Source organism: Paenibacillus sp. JCM 18996 (assembly GCF_055392555.1).
Genome location: NZ_AP043884.1, coordinates 510,795 through 527,403 on the forward strand (window position 1 = coordinate 510,795; position 16,609 = coordinate 527,403).

At 52.7% G+C, this 16,609-nt stretch carries 16 protein-coding genes; all 16 read left to right on the forward strand.

Annotated features, from left to right (window positions below; translation table 11 throughout):
- Window positions 1-35: 35 nt before the first annotated feature.
- The 16 genes from ACZ5N7_RS02460 to ACZ5N7_RS02535 all read left to right on the forward strand — a co-directional run bounded on the left by ACZ5N7_RS02460 (window position 36) and on the right by ACZ5N7_RS02535 (window position 16,550).
- A complete protein-coding gene (locus ACZ5N7_RS02460) occupies window positions 36-2,276 on the forward strand; it encodes an HD family phosphohydrolase (protein WP_464657092.1) in 2,241 nt (746 codons plus the stop codon).
- A gap of 14 nt (window positions 2,277-2,290) precedes the next feature.
- Window positions 2,291-2,848: an rRNA maturation RNase YbeY gene (gene ybeY / locus ACZ5N7_RS02465; protein ID WP_464657093.1), complete on the forward strand. Its 558-nt coding sequence runs from the start codon at window positions 2,291-2,293 to the stop codon at window positions 2,846-2,848.
- Window positions 2,845-3,537, forward strand: a complete 693-nt coding sequence (locus ACZ5N7_RS02470; RefSeq protein WP_464657094.1) for a diacylglycerol kinase — start codon at window positions 2,845-2,847, stop codon at window positions 3,535-3,537. Before ybeY ends, ACZ5N7_RS02470 begins: the two co-directional genes overlap by 4 nt.
- A gap of 48 nt (window positions 3,538-3,585) precedes the next feature.
- Window positions 3,586-4,008, forward strand: coding sequence for a cytidine deaminase (gene cdd, locus ACZ5N7_RS02475; RefSeq protein WP_464657096.1), 423 nt, complete (start codon window positions 3,586-3,588; stop codon window positions 4,006-4,008).
- A gap of 4 nt (window positions 4,009-4,012) precedes the next feature.
- Entirely contained in the window at window positions 4,013-4,912 is a 900-nt protein-coding gene (gene era / locus ACZ5N7_RS02480) for a GTPase Era (RefSeq protein WP_464657098.1), read from the forward strand.
- Window positions 4,913-5,064: 152 nt separating this feature from the next.
- Window positions 5,065-5,211, forward strand: coding sequence for a YqzL family protein (locus ACZ5N7_RS02485; protein WP_464657100.1), 147 nt, complete (start codon window positions 5,065-5,067; stop codon window positions 5,209-5,211).
- Window positions 5,212-5,248: 37 nt separating this feature from the next.
- Window positions 5,249-5,995, forward strand: coding sequence for a DNA repair protein RecO (recO, locus tag ACZ5N7_RS02490; protein ID WP_464657102.1), 747 nt, complete (start codon window positions 5,249-5,251; stop codon window positions 5,993-5,995).
- Between the two features lie 325 nt (window positions 5,996-6,320).
- A complete protein-coding gene (gene glyQ / locus ACZ5N7_RS02495; protein WP_464657104.1) occupies window positions 6,321-7,211 on the forward strand; it encodes a glycine--tRNA ligase subunit alpha in 891 nt (296 codons plus the stop codon).
- Window positions 7,204-9,279, forward strand: a complete 2,076-nt coding sequence (glyS, locus tag ACZ5N7_RS02500; protein ID WP_464657105.1) for a glycine--tRNA ligase subunit beta — start codon at window positions 7,204-7,206, stop codon at window positions 9,277-9,279. Before glyQ ends, glyS begins: the two co-directional genes overlap by 8 nt.
- A gap of 23 nt (window positions 9,280-9,302) precedes the next feature.
- Complete coding sequence (locus ACZ5N7_RS02505; protein ID WP_464657107.1) at window positions 9,303-10,118, forward strand: pyruvate, water dikinase regulatory protein; 816 nt, start codon at window positions 9,303-9,305, stop codon at window positions 10,116-10,118.
- 125 nt (window positions 10,119-10,243) lie between these two features.
- A complete protein-coding gene (locus ACZ5N7_RS02510; RefSeq protein ID WP_464657109.1) occupies window positions 10,244-10,705 on the forward strand; it encodes a YaiI/YqxD family protein in 462 nt (153 codons plus the stop codon).
- Between the two features lie 40 nt (window positions 10,706-10,745).
- A complete protein-coding gene (gene dnaG, locus ACZ5N7_RS02515) occupies window positions 10,746-12,578 on the forward strand; it encodes a DNA primase (protein WP_464657111.1) in 1,833 nt (610 codons plus the stop codon).
- A 45-nt stretch (window positions 12,579-12,623) separates the two neighbouring features.
- The gene (gene rpoD, locus ACZ5N7_RS02520; protein ID WP_464657113.1) at window positions 12,624-13,742 is read left to right on the forward strand and encodes an RNA polymerase sigma factor RpoD; all 1,119 of its coding nucleotides are present in this window, start codon (window positions 12,624-12,626) and stop codon (window positions 13,740-13,742) included.
- Window positions 13,743-13,863: 121 nt separating this feature from the next.
- On the forward strand, window positions 13,864-14,691 hold the full coding sequence (locus ACZ5N7_RS02525) for an MFS transporter (protein WP_464657115.1): 828 nt from the start codon (window positions 13,864-13,866) through the stop codon (window positions 14,689-14,691).
- Window positions 14,692-15,459 carry a tRNA (adenine(22)-N(1))-methyltransferase gene (locus ACZ5N7_RS02530; protein ID WP_464657117.1) on the forward strand — a complete coding sequence of 256 codons (768 nt, stop codon included), beginning with the start codon at window positions 14,692-14,694 and terminating at the stop codon, window positions 15,457-15,459. It abuts the gene before it with no gap.
- Window positions 15,435-16,550 (forward strand): Nif3-like dinuclear metal center hexameric protein, encoded by a 1,116-nt coding sequence (locus ACZ5N7_RS02535; RefSeq protein WP_464657118.1) that lies wholly within the window; start codon window positions 15,435-15,437, stop codon window positions 16,548-16,550. The genes ACZ5N7_RS02530 and ACZ5N7_RS02535 overlap by 25 nt, the downstream gene beginning before the upstream one ends.
- Window positions 16,551-16,609 lie beyond the last annotated feature (59 nt).

A 16,609-nucleotide genomic window follows, 5' to 3' on the forward strand; every position in this document is an offset into this window, starting at 1 on the left:
TTTCATCGTCTTGATTAGAGAGGAATGACTTTTCAATGATCAAGAAGCAAGAGATTATACAACACCAGTGGATGAATCAGCTTTTGGGATGGAAGCATAGCGCCGTCGTGCGCTTTCTTCTGTTTTTTGCGCTTGGTCTGATTTTCTACATCTCTTTATACAATCCTATGATTCCCAGAACCTATAATATTTCGGTAGGATCGATAGCGGGGACGACGATTACGGCGCCTACCCAGGTGGAGAATAAAACGGCAACCCTGAAAGCGCAGGAGGAAGCGGCCCAGAGGCAGCTGCCATTGTACAAGATTTTGGATTTGAAGAACGATGCGATGGTGGATGCCGTATTCGAGAAGCTCAATCAGCTGAATGCCGACAACGAAGTCGCCTACTCGGACAAGGTCAATATTTACCGCACCGTGCTTCCCGCTATGGTTCAGGATTACGAGGACCGGTATATAAGAGGTTTGTCCGATAGAGGGCAGTACCCGGAGCAATTGATCGACGAAGTCAGGAAAAAGCTGACAGATCAGCAGTACAAAATACCCGAGGAAGCGTTCTATAAATTCCCCCGGCTGTCGAAGGAAGATTTGATTGCGATGGCCCCTGTGGCCCGCGATATCGTCAGCAGGCTGATGAACGACCAGATTGCCGAGGCGCAGACGGTGCGGGCCAAAGTGGCCGAACAGGTGAGCACCTCATCTTTGACCAAGAACACGACCCGCGAGCTGGTGCAGGAAATTATCCGTTTAGCGATCACGCCGAACAAATTCTATGACCAGAAAGCGACGGAAGCGGCCAAAACGGCCGCCAGGGAAAACACCAAGCCGGTGTACTTCAACAAGAACGATGTATTGGTCAATGAAGGGCAGGTCATCACCGAAGAAATCTACGACAAACTGAAAGCGCTCGACCTGTTGAAAGGCAAAAACAACGGCATGGCCCAGTCAGGCCTGGCGGTTCTGTGCGGGCTGCTGACTCTGTTTATCTACCTGGTGGTGCGCCAAAGCCAGCTTTCCATCCAGCACAATAATTCCCAGCTCGTTATGCTTGTCCTTGTTTTTCTGCTTAACATCGCCGGAATGAAGATTGTGGCTTTAGGACAAAATTTAGACTATCCATACATTGGATATCTTGCCCCGACGGCGATGGGGGCTATGCTGATTGCCGTTCTGTTGGACGCGCAGCTTGCGTTTGTCTCTTCTGTCGTTTTCTGTATTTTGTCCAGCGCCATTTTCAATTCGGGCTATAATCATCTGTTTGATTTCCGGTTTGGCCTGGTCCACTTGACGATCTGCTTTGCGGCGATCTTTACGATTCGCAAAACAAGCCAGCGTTCCACCGTTCTGAGAGCGGGAGTCATGGTGGCTCTGTCCGCTCTGGCGGCGATTTCTTCCATCATGCTGCTGCAGGAAGCCTTCTCGAAACGGGAGGTTCTGTTCTCCTCTGCGTTTGCCGTGGCGGGCGGGCTGCTTACCGCAGTATTGGTGATCGGGCTGCTGCCTTTTTTTGAAGTGGCGTTCGGGATTCTGTCCCCTCTCAAGCTGGTGGAGCTGTCGAATCCGAACCATCCGCTGCTGCGCAAGCTGCTGACGGAGACTCCCGGCACCTATCATCACAGCATCATGGTCGGCAATTTGTCGGAAGCGGCCGCGGAGGCGATCGGGGCGAACGGGCTGCTGTGCAGGGTCGGTTCTTATTACCATGATATAGGCAAGACGAAACGGCCCATGTATTTTATCGAAAACCAGAACGGGATGGAAAATCCGCACGATAAAATCGATCCCGCCTTGAGCAAATCCATCATTGTGGCTCACGCCCGGGACGGAGTGGAGATGCTGAAGGAATATCAGATACCGAAGCCGATCCGCGACATCGCGGAGCAGCATCACGGCACGACGCTGCTTCAGTTTTTTTACCACAAAGCCTTGCAGCAGCAGGAGGTGGAAAAGGCCAAGGACGCCGACAGGCCCGTGCCTATGGACGATTTTCGCTACCCGGGGCCGAAAGCGCAGTCCAAGGAAGCGGCTGTCGTCGGGATTGCCGACTGTGTGGAGGCCGCCGTACGCTCGCTGCGGAGCCCGACAATGGAGCAAATCAACACGATGGTACGCAAAATCATCAAGATCAGGCTTGACGACGGACAGTTTGACGAATGCGATATCACGTTGAAAGAACTGGATATCGTCGCCAAAATTTTGAATGAAACGCTGCTTGGCATTTTTCATTCGCGTATCGAGTACCCGAATGAGCTGCCCGCGTCCAAAAACCAGGTTTGAAGGAGAATCCGAGCATGAGCTTAACATTGGCATGGAGCGATGAACAGGAAACGTATCCGGTAAAAGAAACGCTGATCGAGAAGCTGGAGATGATTCTGCAGCTTGCCGGCGAAGAGGAACAGCTCACCGAGGGAGACGTATCCCTTACTTTTGTGGACGATGAGAGGATACACCAACTGAACAAGCAGTACAGGGGCATCGACCGGCCGACGGATGTGCTTTCTTTTGCCATGCAGGAAACCGGTGAAGGAGAGATGGATATCCGCTACGACGAGGAAGATTTTGTGGTGGAGGAACTCACGGACGAGGATTCCGAAGAAGCTGCGGATACGGATGAAGCCGATGAGCTTGATGAAGATTACCCGGAGCCGTTGGGCGACATTATCATTTCAGTGCCGAGAGCCGTCGCCCAGGCGCAGGATTACGGCCATTCGCTGGAACGCGAACTGTGCTTCCTGTTCGTGCACGGATTCCTTCATCTGCTGGGTTACGACCATGAAGACGAAGAAAGCGAGAAAGCGATGTTCACAAAGCAGGAGATGATCCTGCAAAAGGCGGGGATTACGCGTTGAACGATGCGCAAAAGTGGCTCAGGAGCTTCCGCTATGCTTACGAAGGAGTCAAGTACGCTCTGTTCACCCAGCATAATATGAGGTTCCATTTTCTGGCCTCGTTTGGAGTGCTGCTCGCCGCCTTGCTGCTGAGCCTGTCCAAGCTGGAGGTGCTGTTCCTCCTCTTGGCCATTACACTGATGATCGTGACCGAATTGATCAATACGGCTGTGGAGAAGACGGTGGATTTAGCCATGCCGGACCGGCATCCTCTGGCCAAGATCGCAAAGGATGTGGCCGCGGCGGCTGTGCTCGTTTCCGCGGTTTTTGCCGTGGCGGTGGGCATGATCGTATTCTTCGATCCGATTGACCGGCTCCTTCATCACGCGAGGGAGTCGGGGAATCTGGTTACAGCCGGAATGATCTGGGTGCTGCTTGCGTTAATTATGCTTTCGGTCATCGTAATGGACACCCGGTTCTCCCGGAGAAATGGCGGTATAAGGCCCAGCCTTCTGGCCGCGGTCGCATTCGGAATATCCACCGTCATTACCTTGAACGTAGGGCAAACCATCGTCTGCCTGCTGACTTATGCTTTATCTTTTCTTGTCCTGTTTGTCCTCTACGAGAAAAAAAGAAGGTCGCTCTCTTCCCTAATATTAGGCGCATTTATAGGCAGTTCGATCACGGTGTTTGTTTATTTGATCTATTAGTCCGTGCAATGATTTGCATTGTTTGGCAAAAATAAGGGAGATGCTGAAATGGACGTGAAGCAACTGCTTAAGGAGGCGCAAAATGCGAGAGAGAAAGCGTATACGCCGTATTCGCGTTTCAAGGTCGGAGCCGCGCTGGTCGATTCCGAAGGCCATATCCACCATGGCTGCAATATCGAGAATGCCGCTTACGGACCTACCAATTGCGCGGAACGTACCGCAATGTTCAGGGCTATAGCGGACGGGCACGCGCCGAGATCGTTCCGGGCGATCGCCGTCATTGGAGACACGAATGGCCCCGTCTCCCCCTGCGGCGTCTGCCGCCAGGTGATGGTCGAGCTGTGCGGGCCTGATATGCCCGTTATTCTCGGCAACCTGCAAGGCATGTTTGTGGAAACTACCGTGGGAGCGCTGCTGCCGGGGGCATTTTCATTGTTTGAGGATCAGGTGAAGAACGAGGAGGAAAACTAGTTACATGAGCAAACAAGCATACAAATCCGGCTTCGTGTCCATCGTCGGGCGGCCGAATGTCGGCAAATCCACTCTCTTGAACCAGGTAGTGGGCCAAAAGGTCGCGATCATGTCCGACAAGCCTCAGACGACGCGAAACAAAATCCACGGCGTGTACACAACGGATACGGCGCAGATTGTATTCCTGGACACGCCGGGAATCCATAAACCGAAGTCCAAGCTAGGCGATTTCATGAACCGCGAGGCGCAAAGCTCGCTCAGTGAAGTCGATGCGGTGCTCTTTCTTGTAGACGTGGCCGAAGGCCTTGGCGGAGGCGACCGATACATCATAGAGCAGCTTAAAAACGTGAAAACTCCGGTCATTCTCGTGCTCAACAAGATCGATAAAGTGGAACCGGAAGCGCTGCTGCCGATTATAACCGAGTATAATTCGCTACATGAGTTTGCGGAGATCGTTCCAATTTCTGCCAGGAACGGCAATAACGTGGGCACGCTTTTGGCGCAAGTCGTCAAGTATTTGGAGGAAGGGCCGCAGTATTACCCTGAAGATCAAGTGACCGATCACCCCGAGCAGTTTGTCTGCGCGGAGCTGATCCGGGAGAAAATCCTGCATCTCACCCACGAGGAAATCCCGCATTCCATAGCGGTAACCATAGAGGATATGAGGGTGGAGGAGAACGGGGTCGTCCACATTTCGGCAGTCATTTTTGTGGAAAGAGATTCCCAGAAAGGCATCATTATCGGAAAAAAGGGAGCGCTGCTAAAGGAAGTGGGCGAGAAGGCCCGCAGGGATATCGAAGCGCTTCTCGGCTCCAAAATTTTTCTCACGCTGTGGGTGAAAGTAAAGAAGGATTGGCGCAATCAGGAGCGCGTGCTTAAAGACTTGGGCTTCCGGAGCGAGTAGCTGACGGTCATTTCCAGTCTCCCATTTTTTGCAAAGCATACTTCCGCCCCATATGATCATCCTAGAAGTATCCAGGCAATCTGTCAGGCGTTAATCAGCCGGATAGACTCCAGGCATCATAGAGAGTCGCATTCATTGGGAGGATGATACACATGAAAGATTTTTCGTGGAAGTATTTTGCAATGACTGGAGATGTGGATGCCTACATGCTGTACAAGCAGGTTTCGGAGGGCTCACCCGCAGCCGCCTCGGAAGAGGAAGCGGAGGAGACCGCCGAGCCGTCCGAAATGACGCGTTGAAGGAAAGCGCCGGAGCAGTGATCGCGGGGGAAAAGATATGTTGAAAACGGCGGAGGGCATTGTCATCCGCAGCATAGATTACGGGGAAGGCAACAAGATCATTACGTTATTTACCAAGGAAAACGGTAAGGTCGGCCTGATGGTGAGGGGAGCGAAGAAGGTCAGGAGCCGTCATGCGGCCGTCACTCAGCTGTTTACGCACGCGCAGTTTGATTTCTATAAATCCGGTCAGATGGGCAGTTTGAACGCTGCCGAAATTATAAACGCATTTCAAAGCATACGCGAAGATTTGTACACCGCAGCTTACACCTCTTATATGGCGGAAATGGTCGACCGAATGGTCGGAGATTCCGAGGGCAGCGCCTTTCTGTTCGGACAATTCAGCGGCGGCCTGGCCGCGTTGGACGAAGGCAAGGACATGCAGATTGTCACTCATGTGTTTGAGCTCAAAATGCTTGCTTTCGGCGGGTATATGCCGGTTCTGGAAGTATGCGTATCCTGCGGTAGAACGGAGGGCGGCATGGCTTTCAGCGCTGCGATGGGCGGCATTGTCTGCCCCCTTTGCAGAGGGAAGGACCTGTCGGCGATTCCGCTGGCCGAGGGCAGCTGGAAGCTGCTGAAGCTGCTGGCTCAGGTAGATATAAGGCGTTTGGGCAGGATTGAAGTGAAAGAGTCGACCCGGCAGCAGCTGAAGCAGTGTATCCAGGGGTGCATCGACCATTATATCGGCATTCGCTGGAAATCGCGTTCCGTCCTGGATCAGCTGGAAAAGTACAAGCCTTGAACAAGCCCAAGAGGCTCGTTTGACTTCCAAATGGAAATTTGCTATTATTTTTTTCTAGTTAGCAGTATTCGTACGGTGACGGAAAAAAGTAGCTGAAATGAGCGAAAGGCCAGCGATTCGGGAACAGTGAGAGCCCGATCTTTCCCTTCAGTGAACAGGCATTCCCGAGTACATTGGCCAAAAGTGGATGGAACGGGAAGCCGTTCATCAAGTAGGGTGGAACCGCGGGATACAACTCTCGTCCCTATGTCTGGAGCGCAGGCATAGAGACGGGAGTTTTTTGGCTGTGCCGGAAGTTATATTACATATAAAGGAGTGTCGATCAATGAATTTTCAAGGGATGATCCTGACTCTGCAGAGTTTCTGGGCGGAGCAGAACTGTGTCCTCGTACAGCCCTATGACGTGGAGAAGGGCGCCGGGACGCTCAACCCGATGACCTTTCTGCGCAGCATCGGCCCTGAGCCATGGAACGTCGCTTATGTCGAGCCTTCCCGCCGTCCTGCCGATGGACGCTACGGCGAGAATCCGAACCGGGTTTACCAGCATCACCAGTTTCAGGTCGTCATGAAGCCGTCCCCCGACAACATCCAGGAGCTTTATCTGGAAAGCCTTCGCCGCCTCGGTATCGAACCTCTCGATCACGATATCCGGTTTGTCGAAGACAACTGGGAGCATCCGGGCCTCGGAGCGTGGGGTTTGGGCTGGGAGGTGTGGCTTGACGGCATGGAAATTACGCAGTTCACCTATTTCCAACAGGTGGGCGGCATCGACGCGAATCCGGTAGCGGTAGAAATTACGTATGGACTGGAACGGCTGGCTTTGTATATCCAGGACAAAGAAAATGTGTTCGAGCTGGAGTGGGTGGACGGCGTGACCTACGGCGACGTCTTCCGCCAGCAGGAATTCGAGCATTCCAAATATACTTTCGAAATATCCGACGCCAGAATGCTGTTTACCCTGTTCTCCACCTATGAGGATGAAGCGAAGAAAGTGCTGGAGCAGAATCTCGTTTATCCTGCTTACGATTATGTGCTCAAATGCTCCCATACATTCAACCTGCTTGACGCCAGAGGGGCAATCAGCGTAACGGAGCGGCAGGGTTATATTACCCGCATCCGGAATATGGCCCGCCAATGCGCGGCCACTTACCTGGAAGAACGGGAACGTCTTGGCTTCCCGATGCTGGCGAAGAAAGGAGAGGGTGTACATGAGTAAGGATCTGCTGCTCGAAATCGGGATGGAAGAAGTGCCCGCAAGGTTCCTGCGCTCGGCTATGCTGCAATTGAAGGATAAAGTGGAAGCATGGCTCAAGGACTCCCATGTCGGCTTTCAGGAAATAAAAGCGTTCGCCACTCCACGACGCATTGCGGTGCAGGTCAAAGCGCTGGCGGAACAGCAGGCGGACATCACCGAAGAGGCCAAAGGCCCTTCCAGGAAAATCGCGCTGGATGACAACGGCGGATGGAGCAAGGCCGCGTTGGGCTTCGCGAGAGGCCAGGGAGTGGACCCGGAGCAGATGTATTTTAAAGAGCTGAACGGCGTGGAGTACGTCTATGCCACCAAGAACAGCAAGGGAGTCGAGACTGCCGGGCTTTTAAGCGCGGGACTCGTGCCGATCATAACGGGCATGACCTTCCCGAAAAATATGCGCTGGGGAAGCAGCGAATTAAGGTTTGTCCGCCCGATCCGTTGGCTCGTGGCCCTGTTCGGTTCCGACGTCATCCCGATGGAAGTCGCTGGAATCCAATCCGGGCGCAAATCCAAAGGGCACCGGTTTCTGGCCGGCGGTTTGGAATTCTCCGATGCGTCAAGCTATGTGGACCAGCTGCGGGAGGTTTTTGTGTATGCCGACGTTGAAGAACGCGAAGCTCTGATCGTGAAAGGGCTTGAGTCTTTGGCCCGGGAAAAAGGCTGGAACATACCCGTCAAGGATGACCTGCTTGAAGAGGTGCTGTTCCTGGTGGAATACCCTACCGTGCTGTTCGGGACCTTCAACGAAGATTTCCTGAATATTCCTCAGGAAGTGCTGGTTACTTCGATGAGAGAGCATCAGCGTTACTTCCCTGTGCTGGACGCTTCCGGCCAGCTGCTGCCTTTCTTCGTGACCGTGCGCAATGGGGACGGCCGTTCTCTGGACCTGGTAGCCAAAGGGAATGAAAAGGTGCTGCGCGCAAGATTGTCGGATGCGAAATTCTTTTATGAGGAGGACCAGAGAAACTCCATCGATTCGTATTTGGAGCGTCTGGAGACGATTGTGTTCCATGAGGAGCTGGGCACCGTGGGCGACAAGGTCAGGCGGATCCGGGCGATTTCGGAAAAGCTCGCCGATGCCGTGCATGCCGACACAATCACCATGGAGGCGGTCAAGAGGGCAGCCGCAATCTGCAAATTCGACCTGGTGACAGGGATGGTTTATGAATTCCCCGAGCTTCAGGGTGTCATGGGGGAAGACTACGCACGCAAAGCCGGGGAGCGAGAGGAAGTTGCCAAAGCGATTTTCGAGCATTACCAGCCCAGATTTTCCGGGGACGACAGCCCGGCTTCGCTGACCGGGGCTTTAGTCAGCGTTGCCGATAAAATAGACACGATCGTCGGCTGCTTTTCCATCGGCATTATCCCGACGGGCTCGCAGGATCCTTATGCGCTTCGCCGCCAGGCGGCCGGAGTGGTGCAGATCATACTGGATCTGGGCCTGGCTGTGACATTGTCCGATGTGTTCGGCATCGCGCTGCAGGCCCATGAACAAGCCGGCCTGCTCAAGCGCAGCAAGGAGGAGATCAGGCGGGACCTGTACGATTTCTTCGCGCTGCGGATAAAGAATGTGCTGCAGGAGCAGGACATCCGCTATGATGTGATCGATGCCGTAATGGCTGCCGGATTGGACCATGTAGGTTCGGTGGTAAGAAGGGGCAAGGCACTGATGGAGAAATCGGCCGCGCCGGAATTCAAGGCTGCGGTGGAATCGTTCAACCGTGTGAACAACCTGGCCGCCAAAGCAGAGCAATCGGAAATTCGTCCCGAGCTGTTTGCCGAGGCGGTGGAGAAGGAACTGCATGAATCCTGGCTTAAAGTGAGTGACGCCTTTACCCGTCACATGCATCAGGGCGCGGAAGACGAAGCCCTTCAGGAGCTTACCGAAATGCAGACGCCGATTACCGCCTTTTTCGATAAAGTGATGGTCATGGCGGAAGACCATAAGATACGCAGCAACCGCCTGGCGCTCCTGCTGGCCGTTTCCTGCACATTGAAACAGTTTGCGGATTTCAATAAGCTCGTTTACTAACCCTTTGGAAGGTGGCTTGCCCTATGACGGATTCCAAAAGGATCCAGACCGTATACGTTGTTTCGGACTCGGCAGGGGACACGGGAGAATCCGTCGTCAGGGCGGCGGCCGTGCAGTTTTACCCGCACACGATCGATATCCGCAGGTCGCCGTTCATCATTGATCCTTCGGATATCGATCATGTGATCCGCGAAGTGATCAAGACCGGTGCGGTTATCGCCTTTACCTTGGTGATACCGGAACTGCGGACTCACCTGATCAGGGAAGCGCGCAAGCACAGCATTACCTATATCGATCTGTTGGGACCTATGATAGCTGTTCTGGGAGAAGCCATACATGAGGAACCCCGTCATCTGCCGGGAAAGATCCACCCTCTGGACGAGGATTATTTCAAGAAGGTGGAGGCCGTAGAGTTTGCGGTGAAATATGATGACGGCAGAGACTTCAGCGGCATCACCCAGGCCGATGTGGTGTTGGTGGGAGTGTCGCGGACCTCCAAGACGCCGCTTTCGATGTATCTGGCTCATAAAAAATACAAAGTGGCCAACGTACCGCTTGTGCCCGAGCTGGCTCCGCCGGAATCCCTGTTCACCGTGCCGAGGCATAAGGTGTTCGGCCTCAGGATCAATCCGGACAAGCTGAATATGATCCGCAAGGAACGGTTGAAGACTCTGGGCTTGGCGGACAACGCGATTTATGCGGATTCCGAGCGCATTCACCAGGAGCTTAAATACGCGGACGGCATTATGTCCAGGATCGGCTGCGTGGTCATCGATGTGTCCAACAAAGCGGTGGAGGAAACAGCCAGCCTGATTCAGGATTTTATCAGAAATGTGTGAAGGATGTCACAGTTTATTCAAGCTTTATTTCCCGGTTGGGATTTATTGCTTACAGAAGCAGGATTTTTTGCTTTCCCATCGTATATAATATTACGGCAGGACTTTAGTTGGAAAACGGTGGTTTCATGCAATCCAGAATAATGGTAGATGCGGACGCTTGTCCGGTGAAAAAAGAGATCATCCAGGCCGGGGCCCAGTACGGAGCGGCAGTTTGGATGATCGCTTCTTATGATCACCGTTTGTCGGAGCATGCGGGTGTACAGGTGGTCCAGGTCGACAGCTCCGACCAATCGGTGGATTTGTATATTGCCAACCGCATCCATCCCCGGGATGTGCTTGTTACGCAGGATTTCGGGCTTGCGGCTATCGGTCTCGGCAAAGGAGCCGTTGCCATCTCCAACCGGGGGCAGATTTACGACAACGCAACAATTGAGTTTCTGCTCGACACCAGGCACAACCAGGCAAGGAAGCGCCGAAGCGGCAAGCATACGAAAGGTCCGAAGCCTTTCACGGAAGAGGACCGCAAACATTTTCTACAAAACCTGACAAAAGTTTTAACAACGTTGCAGGAGAATGAAACGCTGTAGCGAATAGTTATAAGTGTTAATTTGAACGAAGGTGGATAGGATGAGTAACGGGCGAATTCCCGATGAAGTTATTGAAGCTGTCCTAAAGCACCACGATATTATTGATGTCGTCGGCAAATACGTTCATCTCACCAAGCAGGGCCATACGATGAAAGGGCTGTGTCCTTTTCACTCCGAGAAAACCCCTTCTTTTACGGTTACGCCCGAGAAACAGATTTTCAAGTGTTTCGGCTGCGGCGCCGGCGGCAACGCCATTCATTTTATCAGGGAAATCGAAGGGCTGACCTTCACCGAAGCGGTACGCCAGCTGGCGGAGGAAGCCAATGTCACCTACGGCTTCGAAAGCGTCAGCGAGGAACAGTCCGGGCAGCAGCGTGAGAAGAACGCGCTTTATGAGGCGTATGAACGGGCAGCCAGATTGTATCAGTACATTCTTATGAATACGGACCAAGGCAGGAAAGCAATGGAGTATTTGAAGGAAAGGGGTTTTTCCGACAAGCTCATTGGAACCTTCGGGATAGGCTACGCTCCTCCCATGTGGGATACGCTGGCTCAGGCTTTGGCCAAGAACCGGTTTGACATGAAGCTGATGGAGCAGGGCGGCTTGACTTTATCCAAAAATGACGGCAGCGGTTATATCGACCGATTTCGGGAACGCGTCATGTTTCCGATTTGGGACGACAAAGGCAGGGTGATCGCTTTTGGCGGACGCGCATTGGCCGATATCCAGCCCAAATACCTGAACAGCCCGGAAACCGTGCTTTTTAACAAGAGCGCGAGCCTGTACAACTTTCATCAAGCCAGGCCCCAGATCCGTAAGACGGAGCAGGCCGTATTATTTGAAGGCTATGTGGATACGATGAAAGCGTGGGAGGCGGGAGTGCACAACGGGGTAGCGACTATGGGCACGGCGCTGACCGAATCGCATGCGCTCAGGCTCCGCAGAAACGCTTCCCGGGTTGTCGTGTGCTATGACGGCGATAATGCGGGGCAGACGGCGGCCTTCAAAAGTATTGCAATCCTGGAAAAGTCGGGCTGCGAGGTCCGGATCGCCCTTTTGCCGGGCGGGCAGGATCCTGATGAATATATCGCCAAATATGGCTCTGAGCGATTCGTACGGGAGATAATTGATCATGCCGTACCGTCGATTAAATATAAACTTCTTTTTTTGCGCCGTAATTATAATCTGCAGGAGGATGGCGACCGGCTCCGTTATATCCGGGAAGCGTTAAAGATCGTAGCGAATCTTAATTCGCCGACCGAGAGGGAGCATTATTTGAAGGACATCTCCTCGGATTTCGATTATTCCTATGAAAATATGAAGCAGGAATTGAGCGAAATCAGGCTCGGCTTCCAAAAAAAAGAAAGATTCAGGGATAATAAAGACAATGCGTGGAATAATGTTATGAATAATGAGGGAAGAGCGGAAAAAACTCCGTCTTTGCTTCCGGCTTTTCATAACGCGGAGATCCGGCTGCTGGCCGTGATGATGCACGACAGCGAAGTGGCGCGGCAAGTCGAACAAGAGCTTGGCGCCGCGTTCAATGTGGAAGCTCACGCTGCGCTCGCCGCCTATTTATACGCTTTCTACGCACAAGGGAACGAGCCCAACACAAGCAAATATTTAGCCGCCTTGGAAGACAGGGCTCTGGAAAGCCTGGCGAGCTCGATTGCGCTGATGGGTTCGGATCATGGTGCGAATGATAAAGTCATCGCGGATTATATTAGGGAAATCAAGAAATATCCTCAGCAAAGAGCGATTGACATGAAAAAAGAAGAAATGGTCAGGGCAGAGCGGTCAGGAGATGTTTTGCTTGCCGCGCAAATAGGTAATGAGATAATAGCCCTGGAAAAGCGGTTGAAATCATTTTGACTTTATAATGATTTGTGACTTTCCAGGGAGGAGGGGGTTGAAAGAATGGCGAACGACCAACATACTGAACTTGACAGTGAATTGACCTTGGAACAGGTGAAAGAACAGCTGATAGAGTTCGGTAAAAAACGTTCATCGTTGACTTACAAAGATATTATGGAGAAGCTTGCTCCGTTTGAACAGGACGCTGAGCAGATAGACGAATTTTTTGAACAGCTCTCCGAGATGGGAATAGATGTAGGCAACGATTCGGATGAGGAATTAACAATGGGGCAGGATGAACAGGAGCCGGATGAATTCCGGTTTGACGACGACCTTTCCCTGCCGCCGGGCATCAAGATCAACGATCCGGTGCGGATGTATCTGAAAGAAATCGGCCGTGTGCCTCTTCTTTCCGCAGATGACGAAGTGGATTTGGCGAAGCGCATCGAGCAGGGGGACGAGGAAGCGAAGCGCCGCCTCGCGGAAGCCAACCTTAGGTTGGTCGTTTCGATCGCCAAACGCTACGTCGGCCGCGGAATGCTGTTCCTCGACCTCATCCAGGAAGGGAATATGGGTCTGATCAAGGCGGTGGAGAAATTCGACCACACCAAAGGATACAAGTTCAGCACCTATGCTACCTGGTGGATTCGGCAGGCCATTACCCGCGCGATCGCCGACCAAGCAAGAACGATCCGGATTCCGGTGCATATGGTCGAAACGATCAACAAGCTGATCCGGGTTTCCCGCCAGCTGCTGCAGGAATTGGGGCGTGAACCGACGCCGGAAGAAATCGCCAAAGAGATGGATCTTTCCACGGACAAGGTGAGAGAGATTATGAAGATAGCGCAGGAACCTGTTTCTTTGGAAACTCCGATCGGAGAAGAGGACGACTCTCATCTGGGGGATTTTATAGAGGATCAGGAGGCTCTCGCTCCGGCGGACGCGGCTGCTTACGAGCTGCTGAAGGAACAGTTGGAGGATGTGCTGGACACACTGACGGAGAGAGAAGAGAATGTGCTTCGGCTTCGTTTCGGCCTCGATGACGGGCGCACCCGCACGCTTGAGGAAGTGGGCAAGGTGTTCGGCGTCACCCGCGAACGGATTCGCCAGATTGAAGCGAAGGCTCTTAGAAAGCTGAGGCATCCAAGCCGCAGTAAAAGATTGAAGGATTTTCTGGAATAAAAGCCCTTAGAACCTTGCTTGTTCATCCGGCAGGGTTCTTTTTTATGTAAAAAAGATGTCCGGTTTAGCCGATATACTGGTTATGTGAAGAACCATCTCTCACAGGATAAGAGGTGATCCAATGGAACCGGAGAAGCGAAAGATCATTGTAAATGAGATCGACAATTGGCGTAAAAGCAAGCTGCTGCCTGAGCAGTACTGCGATTTCTTGTTAAATCTGTATTTGGAGGATCCTGCTGAACGGCCCAAAAAGCTGTTAGGCATATCCACCGTATCCATAATGAACAGCGGTTGGAAAAGTTGGATCCTAGTAATTTCCAGTATTGCACTTATTTTCTTATACGTTCTCAATTTTACCTCTTTTGGTCTTCCTTTGCAAATCGCTTCGGGAGCGCTGCTTCTCATTATTTTATATTGGGCCGGTGCAAGGCTGCAGGCGGCACGCCCTGTGTTCTCGCTTACGATCTTCGGCATTGCTTGTGTTCTGCTGCTGTTCCTCGGAATTTATTTAATGGATCTGCATGGAGTGCGTGAAGCGGGTTATTACCAAATCTTGCTTGCCATATGCTCGATCATCTGGATTGCTACCGGTTTCGCGGCCAGACAATTTGCATTGCATCTTTGCGGTTGGTTCGGCCTGCTGCTGATCTATGTTTGGGTGCTGCATGAGCAGCCCGGAATGAACCTGCTCATGGTCCAGGCCGCGCTGTCGCCGCTGAGTTTTGTGTTCGGGTGGTTAGGATGGCTGATCCAGAGGAAAATTAAAGCTGCGGGTGGAGCTCTTTTCGTTGCAGGATGCTTTGCTTGGTTTATGCCTGAAATTTATGGTATGTTATATGCTGCGGAGATGTTGAAGCCATACCTACAGATCATGTGGTTGGGCAAAATCGTAACCGCCGGGCTGGTGCTGTTCTTTTTGCGAAAAAAATGGATAGAATGGGTTGCATAAATGGTAAAATTATCTGAAAGGCTTTATCGAATAGCTGAGCAAGTCCCGCCTGGAAGCGTTCTTGCGGACATAGGGTCGGACCATGCGTTGCTGCCCACTTTTTTGGTGCAGCAGGGGCGGGTTGAGAAAGCGGTCGCGGGAGAATTGAATCCCGGCCCTTACGAGGCGGCTGTGAAGCAAGTGAAGGAAGCCGGGCTGGAGGCCCAAATCGACGTTCGCCGCGGTGACGGGTTGTCCGTTATTTTGCCCGGCGAAGCCACCTGCGTCTCGATCGCGGGCATGGGCGGAAGCCTGATCGCTTCGATCCTGCAGGCTGGTGCGGACCGGCTGCACGGGGTGCACACGCTTGTGCTGCAGCCGAACGTGGGTGAAGAAGCGGTCAGGAAGTGGCTGCTGGAACAGCGGTGGCTGCTTGTGAAAGAAGAGATCCTTGAGGAAGACGGCAAGATTTATGAGATCCTGACCGCAGAGCGTTCGGATGACGCGGAGCAAGCCAATAAAGAGCTTTATTCAACATGCAACATTGGGTCCGGCAAAGCCTGCCTTGTTTCGGAAGAGCGGCTTCTCGGCATGGGCCCTTATTTGATCCGGCAAAGCTCGCCGGTTTGGATGCGCAAATGGGAGCTTGAAATAAGGAAGCTGGAATTCATTCGGGCAAGGTTGGCTTTGTCGCAGCTCGAAAGCTCCAAGATGAAGGAACGGGAGCTAGAGCGGGAGATTGAAGAATTAAGGGGGATACTCGCTTGCTTGCAAACGGACAAACGGTAATCCAGCTGTTCGAGGAACTGGCTCCCAAGCATTTGGCGGTGCCTGACGATAAAATCGGCCTTCAGCTGGGTACCCTCCGGAAGGAAATCCGCAAGGTGCTCGTCACTTTGGACGTGACCGAAGCTGTGGCGGAAGAAGCGATACGTGTCGGCGCGGATTTGATCATTGCCCATCATGCCATTATTTTTCGTCCGCTGCGGAATCTGCAGACAGACTCTCCCGCCGGGCGTCTGTATGAAAAGCTGATCAAGCATGATATTGCGGTTTACATAGCACATACGAATCTGGATGTTGCCGAGGGCGGCGTGAATGACCTTATGGCTGGTGCCCTCGGCCTGGAGTCCACGAGCGCCCTGGAGAACATCCATACGGAAAAGCTGAAGAAGCTGGTCGTTTTTGTCCCGGAGGAGCACCACGAGAAAGTGCTTGACGCTTTGTTCCAGGCGGGGGCGGGGTGGATCGGCAATTACAGCGATTGTTCTTTTAATATCGCCGGTACGGGTACCTTTAAGCCGATGGAAGGAACAGATCCGTTTATCGGAAAACAAGGAAAGCTTGAGAAGGTGCCGGAGATCCGCATCGAGATAGTTGTTCCTGAAAGCATGGAGCGCAAAGCGGTGCAGGCCATGCTCAAAGCGCACCCTTATGAGGAAGTGGCTTACGACTTGTATCCGATGGACCTTAAAGGCAGGAACTTCGGATTAGGGCGTGTGGGCAAGCTTCCGGAAGCGGTAGAACTGCGAACGCTGGCGGGCGATGTAAAGAGAGCTTTTGAGGTTTCCCATGTCCGCGTAGTCGGTAATTTAAACCGTTCCGTGCGTAAAATCGCTGTGCTCGGCGGCTCCGGACGCGATTACGTCAGACACGCTTTATTCGCCGGAGCTGATGTGCTTGTCACTGGCGATATTGATTTTCATACCGCGCAGGACGCACTGGCCGCGGGACTGTCAATTATCGATCCGGGCCACCATGCCGAGAAAATCATGAAGAAAGCCTCGGCTGAGTTTTTGCAAAAAAAGCTCGCAGAGCGAAAGTACGAAACCGACGTTCAAGTGTCCGCTGTGGACACGGAGCCGTTCCAGTTTTTGTAATGGCAAAGCTGGTATGAAGCTGCAGTTGTTTTCTGCATGGATTCACTGTATACTAGCAA